Origin of the sequence: Agrobacterium sp. MA01 (assembly GCF_009650195.1) — a bacterium.
GTDB lineage: Bacteria > Pseudomonadota > Alphaproteobacteria > Rhizobiales > Rhizobiaceae > Allorhizobium.
The window spans coordinates 60,209-74,141 of the sequence record NZ_CP045856.1; the positions used below are offsets into that span (position 1 = coordinate 60,209).

At 58.8% G+C, this 13,933-nt stretch carries 11 protein-coding genes; 4 read left to right on the plus strand and 7 right to left on the minus strand.

The features are described from left to right. Nucleotides 1-34: 34 nt before the first annotated feature. The gene (locus GH983_RS22965; RefSeq protein WP_153763806.1) at nt 35-2,257 is read right to left on the minus strand and encodes an EAL domain-containing protein; all 2,223 of its coding nucleotides are present in this window, start codon (nt 2,255-2,257) and stop codon (nt 35-37) included. Between the two features lie 311 nt (nt 2,258-2,568). Between GH983_RS22965 and GH983_RS22970 the strand changes: the two genes are divergently transcribed. Next, a complete protein-coding gene (locus tag GH983_RS22970; protein ID WP_246727655.1) occupies nt 2,569-3,150 on the plus strand; it encodes a Crp/Fnr family transcriptional regulator in 582 nt (193 codons plus the stop codon). 250 nt (nt 3,151-3,400) lie between these two features. On the opposite strand, the gene GH983_RS22975 is transcribed toward GH983_RS22970, so the two are convergent. From GH983_RS22975 to mtnK, 6 genes are all read right to left on the minus strand, one after another. Then, nucleotides 3,401-4,312 (minus strand): sensor domain-containing diguanylate cyclase, encoded by a 912-nt coding sequence (locus tag GH983_RS22975; RefSeq protein WP_153763808.1) that lies wholly within the window; start codon nt 4,310-4,312, stop codon nt 3,401-3,403. 380 nt (nt 4,313-4,692) lie between these two features. Continuing rightward, entirely contained in the window at nt 4,693-5,811 is a 1,119-nt protein-coding gene (locus GH983_RS22980; RefSeq protein ID WP_153763809.1) for a RuBisCO large subunit C-terminal-like domain-containing protein, read from the minus strand. Then, the gene (locus GH983_RS22985; protein WP_153763810.1) at nt 5,811-6,812 is read right to left on the minus strand and encodes a transketolase family protein; all 1,002 of its coding nucleotides are present in this window, start codon (nt 6,810-6,812) and stop codon (nt 5,811-5,813) included. Before GH983_RS22985 ends, GH983_RS22980 begins: the two co-directional genes overlap by 1 nt. Before the next feature lie 2 nt (nt 6,813-6,814). Continuing rightward, a complete protein-coding gene (locus GH983_RS22990; protein WP_153763811.1) occupies nt 6,815-7,750 on the minus strand; it encodes a transketolase in 936 nt (311 codons plus the stop codon). Nucleotides 7,751-7,754: 4 nt separating this feature from the next. Continuing rightward, nucleotides 7,755-8,849: an S-methyl-5-thioribose-1-phosphate isomerase gene (mtnA, locus tag GH983_RS22995; RefSeq protein ID WP_153763812.1), complete on the minus strand. Its 1,095-nt coding sequence runs from the start codon at nt 8,847-8,849 to the stop codon at nt 7,755-7,757. Beyond that, a complete protein-coding gene (mtnK, locus tag GH983_RS23000) occupies nt 8,846-10,117 on the minus strand; it encodes an S-methyl-5-thioribose kinase (RefSeq protein ID WP_153763813.1) in 1,272 nt (423 codons plus the stop codon). Before mtnK ends, mtnA begins: the two co-directional genes overlap by 4 nt. A 144-nt stretch (nt 10,118-10,261) precedes the next feature. Here mtnK and GH983_RS23005 point away from each other — a divergent pair, with 144 nt between their 5' ends. Genes GH983_RS23005 through GH983_RS23015 form a run of 3 tightly spaced genes read left to right on the plus strand, consistent with a single transcriptional unit; the run spans nt 10,262 to nt 13,918 of the window. Continuing rightward, entirely contained in the window at nt 10,262-11,779 is a 1,518-nt protein-coding gene (locus tag GH983_RS23005) for a sugar ABC transporter ATP-binding protein (RefSeq protein WP_153763814.1), read from the plus strand. Further along, nucleotides 11,776-12,825: an ABC transporter permease gene (locus tag GH983_RS23010; protein WP_194842866.1), complete on the plus strand. Its 1,050-nt coding sequence runs from the start codon at nt 11,776-11,778 to the stop codon at nt 12,823-12,825. Before GH983_RS23005 ends, GH983_RS23010 begins: the two co-directional genes overlap by 4 nt. 49 nt (nt 12,826-12,874) lie before the next feature. Beyond that, nucleotides 12,875-13,918, plus strand: coding sequence for a substrate-binding domain-containing protein (locus GH983_RS23015; protein ID WP_153763815.1), 1,044 nt, complete (start codon nt 12,875-12,877; stop codon nt 13,916-13,918). Nucleotides 13,919-13,933 lie beyond the last annotated feature (15 nt).

A 13,933-nucleotide genomic window follows, 5' to 3' on the forward strand; every position in this document is an offset into this window, starting at 1 on the left:
TGCCTCCCTTTTAAAAGATTGAAATTAAAGCCCGTCAGCTTGCGCGGGTCCACGGAGGAACCCCGAAGCTGCCGGAATCGGCTCGACCGCAGGAACGCGCCAGGCTTTCGCTGGGGTGTGAAGCTAAAAACGCTCCTGCTTCTGCGGGCAGAAACGGGCGACTTATGAGATAGCCCTGGACCAGCTTGCATCCCCTGTGGGCGAGGGCCCGAAGCTGCTGCTCGGTCTCCACCCCCTCCGCGATGACGCCAATCCCTAGAGACTTGGCCAACGCGATAATGGTGTCGGCGATGGCCCCCGGATCACCTTCATCGGAAAGCTCTCGGACAAAACTCCGGTCAATTTTCAGACACGAAATAGGCAAGCGTTTGAGGTGCGTAAGGGATGCATAGCCGGTCCCGAAATCATCCAGTGCGATTGTGATCCCTGCGGCTGCGAGCTTCCTCAAGGTCTCGTTGATTGCGACCTCACCATGCTGAATGATGACGCTTTCGGTGACCTCGACCGTAAAGTCTGCAGTCGCAAGCCCGTGGCGGCTCAGTTCTTGGAGCAGAAATCCGGCGTATGAAGGATCCCTGAGCTCGGCGGCTGAGACATTTACTGCGAGCTTTCCTAGGCTGCAGGCGGTCTTGGCGGCTTCTTGATACGCACACAATGCCTGTCGGAGTATCTGGCCGCCGACCTCCCGAGAAAGTCCAATGTCGTCGGCTAGAGGGATAAAGACGGCAGGCGAGATCCACTGATTCCCCATTTTCCATCGTGCCAGCACTTCGAAGCCATAATGATTGCCTGTCGAGATATCCGTCTGGGGCTGAAGCATTATCTGCAGCCGTTCTTCCGCGACAGCCGATCGAAGCTCATCTGCCATTACGGCCAGCTCAATTTGTTGCTCACGGAAAACATGTTCGAACAGGCAGTATCGAGCGCGTCCTGAGTTCTTTGCTCGGTAGAGGGCCATGTCTGCACATTTCAGCACTTCGATGGCACTGGACGCATGTTCGGGGAACAGCGCGACACCAATGCTCACGGAAGTGCGAAGTTGCTTCCCATTTATAGGAAAATTCTGGTCCAGACAGCGCGATATCGCCTGTGCCGCTTCGACGGCGTGTTCTGCAGACACATTCCGCGCCATCAGCACTGCAAACTCATCTCCACCGAGACGGGCTACAACGTTGGTTGGACCGACAGCCCTTTTGAGACATCGGCTCACCTCGATCAGGAGGGTGTCTCCAGCATCGTGCCCAAAACTGTCGTTCACAAACTTGAAGCGGTCCAAATCGATCAGGAGCAGCGCGCCTGTCTTGCCCTTCGACAGCGCCTTTCGAAGCTTGGCTAGCAACGAGCGGCGATTGGCCAGACTGGTTAGGGGGTCTTGATCAGCCTGCTCTCGAAAGCGCACCTCGGCTCGCTTTAGTTCCGTGACATCGGTCGATACCCGCACCAGAAAGCCTGATCGTGAGCGACAGTTCTGGACCTTGAGCCACCTGTCCCCTTTTGTCTGGCGAATGACTGAACGATCTGGTGTGAACGGGTGCTCCAAGACAGATGATAGCAACCCACTTGATATCTCCACGCTACAAACAGGGCCGCTGTTCTCGTCGGAGATGGCCTTGGTGGGGAAAGGGGGATCCAACACGATGCCAGGCACCTGCGGAAAATGTTCTTTGTAGGATGAGTTGGCCAGAACCCACTGGCCGGTCTCGTCGAAGGCAGCAATGCCATTGGGGACGGTGTCGATTATGTCTCGGAGCAGAAGTTCAATTCGTGATCGCAAAGCAATCTCTATCTCAAGCCTCTCCTGCGCCTTCTTTCGCTCGGTAATGTCATAGCGAATTGAGATATAGCCAATTGGTGCGCCGTCTCTCCCTTCTATGGGGGCAATCGTCGTATCCACCCAATAGGTGTCACCCGCCTTAGATCTATTGCAGATTTCTCCACGCCAGCGCTCGCCCCGGCTGATCGTGCGCCACATTTCCTTGAAGAAGGCCTGATCGTGAGCGCCAGAGTTTATAATGTTATGGCTCTTGCCTATCAGCTCTTGTCGAGAGTAGCCGCTGATTTCACAGAAATGATCATTCACGTCCGTGATCTTTCCCGCTGCATCTGAGTAGCTGACGATGGCATACTTTTCCAAGGCGCATCGGTAGGAGCGAATCTCCGCAGCAGAAGCTGACAGCGCTGTCAAATGTTGCGAAGCATCCTGATGCGGCGTTCTCACGCTCACTGAGGACGAGGCATTGTGCACGAGGTTTGCCAATCTATTCCCTCCTGTTCCAACAAAGTCGGCAAAATGGGACGAGCAAACACGTGTCGGTGGACGTGTCGACGCCAATCCAATATCTTGGGACCTGACATTTGTTAAGTACGGTCGCCGTCATCCCAATGTACGATATCGTGCATTGGGATGCTTAACAACTGATTAAATGATGAGAATAAAAGAACCAAGAACTGGACGACTGTGTGCCAAAACTTCCGATCCGTAATCATGTACTTTGCAGCTTGAGACCAAGCGCCCAAGACTTCGTCGGGAGCAGGTTACACACCCGCGCAATTACCGCTGGGGACGTGGTGTTCGAGGAGGGCGATACGATTGAAGAAGTTGTCTTCCTGCATGAGGGTGTGATCTCCTACATGGCAAGCATGGAAGGAGGGCGCACCGTAGAAAAGACCTCGGTAGGCGTTGAAGGCTACATCGGCTTTTCTCTGTTAATGGGCAGTACTACAGCAATCAGCCGATCAGTCGTTCAAGTTCCGGGTTACGCATCTTGGCTAAGGCGGGCGGATATGGAGGAAGCCGCTGAAAAATTTGAATGCGTTCGCATTGCAATGCTCCGATACGCAACCTTGTTAATTCGCCAACTCATGGAGAGTGTTGCCTGCAACAGCCTCCACACCGCTGAGCAACGGGTCGCACGCTGGCTTACTCAGGCGCACGATCGAATGACGGGTGATAGGTTTTCGATTACGCAGCAGGCGATCGCAGATGTACTGGGATTGCGACGCGCGACCGTCAGCGAGATCTGCTCGCGATTTCAGAGCGAAGAAATACTGACCTATTCCCGCGGCATAGTGGACGTACAGGATCGCATGGCGCTCGAATCGCGATCTTGCGAATGCTACCGGCGGATAAGGTATCCTTTCGCAGGTTAGGCAGATTCACAGCTTCCCGTCCGGGGCTCCAGGTCTTGATACTTGGCGCAAGCATGTGGTTTCATCGGGCGCAAAGTTTACAGGTTATGTGCCAACTGCCAACGACCCTTCACGATAGGTCATCAGGGTAATTCACCCCATCAGTTTACGGTGCGCGAACACGTTGCTTATCGGTAGGCCGGGTCCAGGCAAGACCTATGTGGCTTAACAACTATCCACGACGCACAGAGAAGAACCTGGAGCGCCCGATTTAGGCTGCCGCTGACACTCGGTCTCGGCCTGCGTGCTTTGCTTCGTACAAGGCCGCATCCGCACGTCTCAGGGTGTCATCGAGATCGTGATCAAGAGTGGCCACCCCCGCGCTGACGGTAATCGAAATGGGGCGACCTGCTACCCCGAAAAAGCATTGCTTACGAGTTTGTTCAGCCACACTTTCCGCGATCTCGATAGCTTCGGCTCTGGTTGTTCCTCTGCAGAGCGCGATGAATTCTTCCCCTCCGTATCGGGCTGCAAGATCTGCCGGACGAACTTCCTGACGTAAAAGTGTTGAGAAGAGTGTTAGGACCCGGTCGCCGGTCTGATGACCAAAACGATCGTTGATGGATTTAAAGTGGTCAAGATCGAAGATAATCACGGAATGGCTACCCACGCCTTGTTCCTCGACCAGGAAACTGGCTCGTTCAAAAAACGCACGCCTGTTCATAAGACCTGTCAAGAAATCTGTTTCCGCGAGTTTCTTCAACTCCTCTTGTTGTTTGACAACTTCGCTAACGTCTCTCACCACAGCAATCAGGAGAGGCTCGCCGTCCGCTTCTGTCTTGAGGATTGTGATACCAAGGTTGACCTCCGACCCGTCGGCGCGGCGACCTAAAATGCCGTTTCCCCGTTGCCCCATTCGTCTGGTCTCAACCAGCCCAGCTCGGAATCCCGCCACGAGTGCGTCATGATTTCGTCGCACTCGATCAGGCAGGAGAACATCGAGCCGTTTCCCGATCAGGTCGCCAGGCCGCCATCCGAAGATTTCCTCCGCTGCGGGATTGGCAAAACGGATAATGCCGTCCTTGGACATGCCGATGACACCGTCGGCGATTTCCATCGCGACCTTACGGAATACGTCCCCCGCCATGATTTCGGAATACGGTTTTGAGCTCGTGTCAGTCATGGGTCCGCCCTGGTGGCTCGTGACATCAATTCTCGGATTGGCAGGGCAGACACTGCGCCTGTGCTTGCGGAAAGAGAGTTGCCGGAAGCCCGATCACGCTGTGCCGATCTTCGAATGTTCGCCAGCAGCGGCTAGTCTGGATGCTTGACGAGTACATCGGAAGGCGATCTCATCTTGGTATGGCGGAGCACCGTCGCAGGAAATTGTTACTGGACCGCTAATTTGTCAATCGGCACGCAAAGTTGACCCATTATCTGCGCTCAAATTGACGTCGATGACTACAGTGTAGGGACCGTAGCGCTCATGATCAGTAGATCAAACTCGCCTTGGAAGTCTGCCCAATATGCGAGATCCCGGAGACGCCACGGCATCACATTGCCTCAACTATAGACAGCTCCGACGAGGCGTCGGCAGGCATCGACCAGGTTCTCTTCCTGAAGCAGCGCGCCACCGATCAAGTACATGACATCGTTCCCGTAGGCCTGCCGCATTTCGGGTACACGGCTGAACGTCATCCCCCCACCAGGAGCGGCAACGATCGCCTTCGGCCCTCCGATGTTGTCCGCACAGGCTTTGGCGATCGACAGGCACTCGTCCCGGGTGAAACCGAACCGGCCGCCGAAATTGGGATAGATGACCGCGTCGGCTCCCATCAGCCGATGCAGGGTGCCGAAGAAGCTGCGATGGGAAAAACCGCAATCGGGCGAGACAACGTTGGCGCCGGAAAACGCAGGGTGGGAGATGATCGGCAGCGAGAAATCCGGATCTGCGGCCAGGGTGCGGATGATGTCGTAGCCGGCCATTGCCGGAGCAATCATCACCGCGCCCGCGCCGGCGGCTTGTGCAAGCATTGCACGCTCGACGATCATTGTTGCCGGTCCGGTGATATTCGGCACGAAGCTTGTGCGGCCGCCCGTTTTCGAGTTCGCCTCACCGACAGCCTCGACGCAGGCCTGGAGCCGCTCCTCGAACGGCGACGTCTTCTGGTCGACAAGCCCGTGATCGTCCTTGACGAAGTGCATTCCGCCGAGCGCGAAGTCATGGGCCAAACGAGCCAGTTCGCTAGTCGACAGGCCGACAGGCTTGATGGCCGACATGAGCAGCGGGGTTTGGCCTATGCCTGCCCTCGCGCGCAGTCCGGCAATGCCGTGGCGAGGTCCCTTGCACAAGGCGAGTATGCCCGGCGACGGCGCAATGTCTTCGACCTTCAGACCCGGCTTGATCGAACTGTTGCCAAAGACGATGTTGAGGAATTGCAGGAAATCACCGCCAACGTCATCTTCCGAATAGGAGATGTCGGCGAGATATCCCGGCCTGCCGGCCGGGTCTTTCTCCAAGGTCTCCAGCCTGCCGAGGATCTCATCCTCGACATAGCCCTTCGGAACGCAGCTGCGGGGAATTTCCACCGTCTGTTCCAGTGCGACGTCGAGAGCGCGGTGTCTAGCCTCCTCTACATCACCTGCACGAACGAAATAGGTAACGCTGAAGCGCGGAGCCATCAGAGCGCCTCCGCCTTCTGGGCCGAATGGACGTGATCCAGGCGAACTTCTGCGAGCTCATCCTCGCCGATATCAACTGACCTGCCGGTGAGTTCACCGACAGCGACCACGAGCGCACTCGCGTCGAGCCCGTATTTCTTCATGAGATATGGCTTTGAGGCGCCGTGAGCGAAGGTATCTTTAAGGCCGAGACGCTTCAGACGGATGCCGAGCCCTTCTTCGGCAAGGATTTCCGCAACCAGAGAGCCGAGGCCGCCGATGATCGTGTGGTTTTCCAGGGTAATGATGCCCTTCTTGCCGCGCGCGGCTTTAATCAAGCCGTCACGGTCGAAGGGTTTCAGGGTGGAGGCGTGCAGATGATGAACGCCCACACCGCGCGCCGCGAGCGGACCGGTGGCACGCAGGGCCTCCTCGGTACAAACGCCGGAGGAGACGACCAGAATATCATCACCCTGTGACAGCGTTCGCAGTTTGTTGAACTCAAACGGCGTCGAGAACAGCCGCGGCACCTCGCCGCGAAGGATACGCACATAGACGGGCCCGTCGATGCTGTCGGCGACTTCGAGCACGGTCTCCACTTCCGTAGCATCCCCTGTTTCGAGGATCGTCATGTTAGGGACGGCGCGCAGGATCGCTATGTCTTCGATCGCCTGGTGGGTGATGCCGCCGGGCGTGGTGATGCCGGGCAGGAAGCCAATCAGGCGGACCTTCCGGTTGGAATAGGCGATGGAGTTGATCAACTGGTCATAAGGCCGGCGATATAGGAACACTGAAAACGTATGGATAAAGGGGCGGTATCCCTGCATGGCGAGACCGCCGGCAAAGGAGAGCATGTTCTGCTCGGCCATGCCCAGCGACAGGAACTGCTCGGGATGCCGGTCCCGGAAGCCATCGACCTCGCAGGAGGACGTGAGGTCGGCAGACAGGCAGAGCACTTCAGACCGGGCCGTGGCGAAAGCTTCGAAAGCCCTGGCATAGGGTCGGTTGACGATTTCGACCATGATCAGGCTCCTTCCATCGCGTTAAGATCGATGCCGAGTTCGGCGGCAAGTGCGACCCGCATTTCCTGCCGTTCCTCCGCGCTCTTGAAGCGGACATAGTGCAGCCGCGGAAAGCGTTTCTTCAGAAAATCCATGCCCTGGTAGGGCGAGGTGTTGGCAAGTATGACGAGCGGCTTACCCGGCTCGGCACTGCTTGCTGCATTCCGGAGGGCATCAAGGTCATGGCCGTCAACCGAGCGGCATGTCACGCCAAAGGATATGACACGGGCTGCGATATCGCCGAGATCGAGCACCGATGACATGGCGCCGTCGCATTGCTGCCGGTTCACATCAACCACGACGCGGATGTTGTCGATCTGGTGGTAGCTCATCGCCGCCAAGCATTCCCAGGTCTGCCCCTCTTGGAACTCGCCGTCGGACATGAAGACCCAGACCTTGCCGGGCTCTTTTTTCCGGAGTCGTGCCCAGGCGACACCCGATGCCATGGAGAGCCCCTGGGCGAGAGACCCGGTCGTCACTTCCATGCCGGGGCTATGCTCGGCACCGATCATTTCGACCGAGCCTCCGTCCTTGTTGAAGTGGTCGAGTGCATGTTCGTCCATCCGGCCCGTCTCGATCAGCGCGGAATAGATCACGAGTGCATAATGAGCGGGTGAGATGAAGAAACGGTCGTATTCCGGACCGATCGGACCATGGTAGCCCGCGCCTGTGAAGGAGTCTGGATTATTGGCCGAGGGAACGCCGCGGAACGGCAATGGTACCTTGGGCAGCGTCGGTCCCCCGAGCTTCAGCAATTCATTATAGAGAAGGGCCAGGCTTTCGGCAGCCGAGCAGGCCTGACTGAGATAGCCACCATTGTGCTTCATTGTGTGAAAGAAGACGCGGCGCCGGATGCCGAGTGCGATCTCTTCGGTGGATTTTTCGTTGGGCAGGCTCATGGTCTCAGCTCCGTTCCGGGAAAAGGGCCTTCAGGCCCTCGGGCGACGCCGCAGCGATACCGCGCTCGGTAATGAGGCCGGTGATCAGGCGCGCAGGCGTGACGTCGAAGGCAGGGTTGGCGGCAGGGCTGCCCTCCGGCGAGATGCGCACGGTTGCAATCGAGCCGTCGGTTGCGCGCCCCTGGACGAAGCTCACCTCATCGGCGGCGCGTTCCTCGATCGGGATCTCCTTCACACCGTCATGCACCGTCCAGTCGATGGTCGGCGAAGGCAGTGCCACATAAAACGGCACGCCGTTGTCGCGGGCTGCGAGCGCCTTGAGATAGGTGCCGATCTTGTTGCAGACGTCGCCGTTTGCCGTGGTTCGATCGGTTCCCACGATCACCATGTCGATATCGCCGTGCTGCATCAGGTGCCCGCCGGCATTGTCGACAATCAGCGTATGGGGCACGCCGTGGCCGTTCATCTCCCAGGCCGTCAGATAGGCACCCTGGTTCCGCGGCCGCGTTTCATCGACATAGACATGAACGGGAATGCCGGCTTCGACGGCCATGTAGATGGGCGCGGTGGCGGTGCCGTAATCGACCGTCGCGAGCCAGCCGGCATTGCAGTGCGTGAGGATGCGGACCGGTTCGCCAGGTTTCTTCTTCGACGCAATCTGCCGGATCACCTCGAGACCATTGGCGCCGATGGAGCGGTTGAGTTCAACATCCTCCTCGGCGATCTCGGCGGCGCGCTTGTAGGCAGCCTCTGCGCGATCGACTTCCGGCAGATCGGCGAGGTGCGCGCGCATGGCATTCAGTGCCCAGCGCAGGTTGATCGCTGTCGGGCGAGTCTCGTTCAACTCCTCCCAGACGGCATCGAGATGCGTGTCCGATGGGTCCTTTGCCATGGCGATTGCAACGCCATAGGCGGCCGTCACGCCAATCAGGGGCGCCCCGCGCACCCACATGTCGCGGATCGCGACTGCAACGTCGTTGACGCTCTTCAAGGTCACGATCCGGAATTCGTGCGGTAGCCAGCGCTGATCGATGATGTCGACCGAGCGACCGTCTTCGTTCACCCAGATGGTATGGTAGTGGCGTTCTCCGACTTTCACGCGAGAATCTCCTTTTCAAGTCGCTCCACGGCTGTTCGGATGTCCCGGAGACTGTGGATACGCTGTCGATTGACGGCGAGGTGACGCCCGAGCTTCAGCGCCTTGCTTTCGCAGCATGCGCGGCGTTCGGGATCGGCGATGGTTTCGAAATCGGCATTGTGGGCGAGGCCGAGGATACGGCGGTGGATCTCGATGCCGGCGAACCCGAGCATTTCGGACCAGATCTCATCAATGACGATGTTCAATGCCTGCTCGGCGGCAAGCGGATCCTGTCGATCTTCGAACAGGCTCGCCTGGTAGAGGATGCCCCGGCGCTCGGTGCGCCAGAGATGGGCGAACTCGCTGCGGAATGTGTCCCACAGCGTCTCGATTGTCTCGAGCAGGTAGAGGCGCATGCCGTCGCGAGCACCAGGAGTGGTCTCATGGCCCGCCTGCGAGAAATAGCTCATCCAGAAATTGGCGATCAACATGCCGACGTCGAAGCTGATGGGGCCATAGAAGGCGAATTCCGGGTCGATCACGCGCGTCTCGTTTTCCGTCACCATGACGGAGCCCGTGTGAAGGTCGCCATGGCAGAGCGTTTCGGCCTTGGCCGAGAAGATGTGCTTCAAGCGCTGCGCCTCGACCTTGAGATCACGGTCGGATCGCAGTTCTGCCACGATTGGATCAAGCTGTGGTGTGGTATGGCGGTTGAGCGTCGCTTCGAAATAGGGATCGGAGAAGACGAGGTTTTCCGTAATGTCGCAGAGCTCGACATTGTCGCAGAACAGTGCGACGTCCGCTTTCTTGTCACGCGTCACCATGGACAGGTCGGAGCCGCGAAACAGGGTGCGGGCAACAAACAGGCCGAGATCGCGCCCCACTCTCGGTAGTGTTCTTCCATCGATCAGAGCCCGCCGGAGGATGACGTGCGGTGTCAGAAACTCCATGACGATGATCGCCTGGGTCTCGTCGAAGAAAAAGACTTCCGGCACCATGCCCGGATCGCGCTGCGCCTGACGCGTCAGTGCATGATACTCGAAGAACGAACGCTTGAGCGGCAGCGGCCAGCTTTCACCGACGAGGCGCACATAGGGTAGCGCCTGCTTGACGATAACGGCGCCCTTTTCGCCCGTTACGATGAAGACCAGATTGAGGTTGCCGTCGCCGACTTCCCTGATGGTCCAGCGGGACGAATCCTCGCCTATCCTGTCCGTAACGGCAGTATTTCCGCCCATTCGAACCGGCAAAGTATCCGCACTGAGCGCCTCGAAGGCCTGGCTTTCCATGGCAATCTCCTCCCGTGCACGGGGCGGCCTCCACCGCACGCTCCATGCTGTCTTGCACAAAGCTAAGGCGAGATTCTGTCAATTGTCAACGGCCTTGACATTTGATGAATGGCTATCCTAACGTGATGCCAATGGGAGGAATGCATGGGTGAAATGGCAGTGTTTCGCGTTGAGGGCGTGCGCAAATCGTTTGGCCAGGTAACGGTGCTCCAGGGGGTGGATCTCGAGCTCAAGGCTGGCGCGGTAACGGTCTTGATGGGTGCCAACGGCGCCGGCAAATCCACGCTTGTGCGCATTCTCTCCGGCGTCTACACGCGGGACGCAGGCACCATCACGCTTTCGGGAGCTGCTTTCGAGCCGGCAACCCCGGCCGAGGCGATCCGTGCGGGTGTTGTCACCGTGCACCAGAACATCGATGACGGGGTCGTTGCCGACCTCGATGTCGCCACCAATCTCACCCTTGATCGGCTGAATGGACGCGGTGCCAGGTTGTTCTTCAATCCGCGCCGGGTGCGTCGCGAGGCTGCGGCAGTCGCCGCACGCATGGGTCTTTCGATCGATCTTTCCGCGAGCATCAACGACCTGACCCTCGCGGACCGGCAAATGGTGGCCATTGCAAGGGCAATGGCCCATGAGCCGCGGGTTCTGATCCTCGACGAACCCACCTCCTCGCTATCGAGCGCCGAGGCCGACCGCCTGTTCGAGCTTGTCGATCGCCTGAAAGCGCGTGGCGTCGCCATTCTCTACATCTCCCATCGCATGTCAGATATCCGTCGCCTTGCTGACAGCATTCTGGCGCTGCGCGACGGCCGCATTACTGGCCGTTTTGAAGGCCCGGACCTGGACTATGAGGGCGCAGTGAACGCGATGCTCGGACGAAAGGTCGCCGCTGGCGAGGTTGCCGTGCGTTCGGCGGGCCGTCCGATCTTTAGCGTTCGGGCACTGAAGCTTTCGTCGCAGACGCGTCCATTCGATTTTGACCTTGGTGATGGAGAGATCGTCGCGGTCACGGGGCTCGTCGGCGTCGGCAAGAGCGCGCTCGCCGAGACACTTTTCGGCGCCCGCGCACCGGCCGCCGGCGAGATGACACTCGACGGCACGCGTTACGCGCCAAAGACAACAAGACAGGCAATTGCGCGCGGTGTTTTCCTTGTTGCCAAGGACCGGGCGATCAGCGGCATCGTGCCGGATTTCAATATCTATGAGAATATCAGCCTGCCGTTCCTGCGACGCCTTTCCTCCCTTGGTGTTGCCAGCCGTCGGGCAGAGAGAGCAAAGGCGCGCCAGCAGATCGCTGATCTGGGCGTCGTTTGCCGAAGTGAACGCGACGAGATGCAGACGCTGTCGGGCGGCAATCAGCAGAAGGTCATGGTCGGCCGCTGGCTGTCCGAGCCGTCGCGCCTGCTGATCCTCGACGAGCCCTTCCAGGGTGTCGACATTGCCGCGCGCCGGGACATTGGCGACAAGCTTCGCGCTTCCGCCGCTGGCCGATCCACCATTCTTTTCCTGACGGAACTCGACGAAGCCTTCGAGGTCGCCGATCGCATCCTGGTGATGTCGGAACACACCATCGTCGGCGAACACCGCAATACAGACATCGATGTCGAGCGATTGCTCTCGGAGATCGCCGGAAAATCCTATCAACAGGTGAGCGCAAGATGATGAATGAAGAGAGCAAATCCGCCACCACCGGCGTTGTTCCACCAGCCGGCTTGAACATACGTGAAGCGGCGATCAAATACGGCTTTCTTGTTCTGCTCGCAGGAATGGTCCTCTACTTCTCCCTGGTTACCGGGGGCTTTGCCTCGCCTCAGAGTGCGGTCTTCATCCTGCAATCGGTGTCGATCACGGGGATCCTGGCGCTTGGCGTGACGGCCACGCTTGTGGTCGGCGGTTTCGATCTTTCGATCGGCTCTGTCGCCACGACAGCCATGATGGCCTCGTCCTATGTGATGGTGGTGCTGGGTGGCGACGCCTTGACCGCGACGCTCGTCTGCCTTGCTGTCGGCATGGCTGTCGGTCTGATCAACGGCCTGATCATCGTCTACATGCGGGTACCGGACCTCTTGGCGACGCTCGGCATGATGTTCCTGCTTCTGGGGCTTCAGCGCATTCCGACCGAGGGCCGCTCGATCGCGGCTGGTATGACGCTTCCTGACGGCTCAACAGCGACTGGCGCGTTCAGTCCTGCATTCCTGGCGCTCGGCCGCCATCGGTTCGATCTGATCCTGCCGAACCTCGTTCCGGTCGCGGTGGTCGTCCTGATCGTGCTGGCGATCGTCATCTGGTTCTTCCTCGAATATACCCGTTTCGGCCGCATGATGTATGCAGTCGGCTCCAACGAGCGTGCGGCCAGCCTGGCCGGTGCGCCAGTGAATGCCTACAAGATCGCTGCCTATGTCATCTCCGGCGTTTTCGCTTCGATTGGCGGCATCCTGCTGGCAGCTCGTCTCGGGCGCGGCGACATAGCCTCGGGCAACAATCTGCTTCTGGATGCCGTGGCTGCTGCACTCATAGGCTTTGCCGTGCTGGGCGCAGCCAAGCCGAATGCATTCGGCACAGCCATCGGGGCGCTGTTCGTCGGCATTCTTCTGCAGGGTCTGACGATGATGAACGCGCCCTATTACACGCAGGATTTCGTCAAGGGCGCAGTGCTTGTCATCGCCCTGATTTTCACCTTTGCGCTCTCGAAAAGAGGCAAACGCTGAGACGGGAGGTCTCGGCGAGAAGTCAATGTTCAAAGTGGAGGAGACCGAAATGCACTTTACACGAAGAACCCTCGGCAGGATGACGCTCGGATTGATGGCTGCAACGACATTTGTGGCGCCATCCTTTGCTGCCGATATGCCCAAGCCGTTCGACAAGCCAGGGGACGTCAAGATCGCGCTCGTGCGTTACCTGTCGACGGGCGACTTCTTCCAGTCATACCTCGCCGGGGTGGAGGCGCAGGCCAAGGCGCTCGGCGTCCAGCTTCAGGTCCTTGACAGCCGGCAGGACGCGGCCCTCCAAGCCGACATGGTCGATCAGGCGATCGCGCTTGGCGTGCAGGGCATCATCATTCAGCACGGGCTGACGGAGTCGATGAAGGAAGCTGCTCAGCGTGCAGTCGATGCTGGCATCAAGGTCGTTGCCTTCGATGTGAATGTCGAAAACGACAATATTCCGCAGGTCGAACAGTCCGACCGGGATCTGGCCCGCCTGGCGCTTGAGGAGGCTGTGAAGGACAATGGGGAGAGCTTCAAGGCCGGCTATGTTTACGTCGCCGGCATTGCGCCACTCGACCGCCGCGATGAGACATGGAAAGAATTCAAGGCCAAGTATCCGGGCATCAACGAGGCGGCCCAGTTCGGCACGATGGACAACCCGATTGCGAATTCGGTTGCCAACCAGGCTCGCTCGGTCATCTCGGCCAATCCCGACATCACCGTGATGTTCGCACCTTATGATGAATTCGCCAAGGGTGTGAAGATCGCCGTTGACGAAGCGGGTATGTCCTCCAGCGTCAAGATCTACTCTGCTGACATCTCGACCTCTGACATCGCCGCGATGCGCGAGCCTGGCTCCGCTTGGGTTGCGACTGCTGCGACAAACCCGGCGGTCGTCGGGCAGGTTTCGGTGCGGACACTTGCCATGCTGCTGGCCGGCGAGGATCCGGGCAAGCAGGTCATCGTGCCGCCAACGCTGATCACGCAGAAGGACCTCAACGAGCAGGACATCAAGAATATGGAAGAGCTTGGTGCGAAGCTGCCGCAATTCGCTCATGCCGATGTCGCCATGCCTGCATGGATGCCCAAGCCCTGATTTCTTTTAGGTCAC

What these genes read in the sequence shown, in the direction of transcription:
- GH983_RS23010 (WP_194842866.1), top strand. Translation starts at nt 11,776, where the DNA reads ATGATGAATGAAGAGAGCAAATCCGCCACCACCGGCGTTGTTCCACCA.
- GH983_RS22990 (WP_153763811.1), bottom strand. Translation starts at nt 7,750, where the DNA reads ATGAGCCTGCCCAACGAAAAATCCACCGAAGAGATCGCACTCGGCATC.
- GH983_RS23015 (WP_153763815.1), top strand. Translation starts at nt 12,875, where the DNA reads ATGCACTTTACACGAAGAACCCTCGGCAGGATGACGCTCGGATTGATG.
- GH983_RS22985 (WP_153763810.1), bottom strand. Translation starts at nt 6,812, where the DNA reads ATGGTCGAAATCGTCAACCGACCCTATGCCAGGGCTTTCGAAGCTTTC.
- GH983_RS23005 (WP_153763814.1), top strand. Translation starts at nt 10,262, where the DNA reads ATGGGTGAAATGGCAGTGTTTCGCGTTGAGGGCGTGCGCAAATCGTTT.
- GH983_RS22975 (WP_153763808.1), bottom strand. Translation starts at nt 4,312, where the DNA reads ATGACTGACACGAGCTCAAAACCGTATTCCGAAATCATGGCGGGGGAC.
- mtnK (WP_153763813.1), bottom strand. Translation starts at nt 10,117, where the DNA reads ATGGAAAGCCAGGCCTTCGAGGCGCTCAGTGCGGATACTTTGCCGGTT.
- GH983_RS22980 (WP_153763809.1), bottom strand. Translation starts at nt 5,811, where the DNA reads ATGGCTCCGCGCTTCAGCGTTACCTATTTCGTTCGTGCAGGTGATGTA.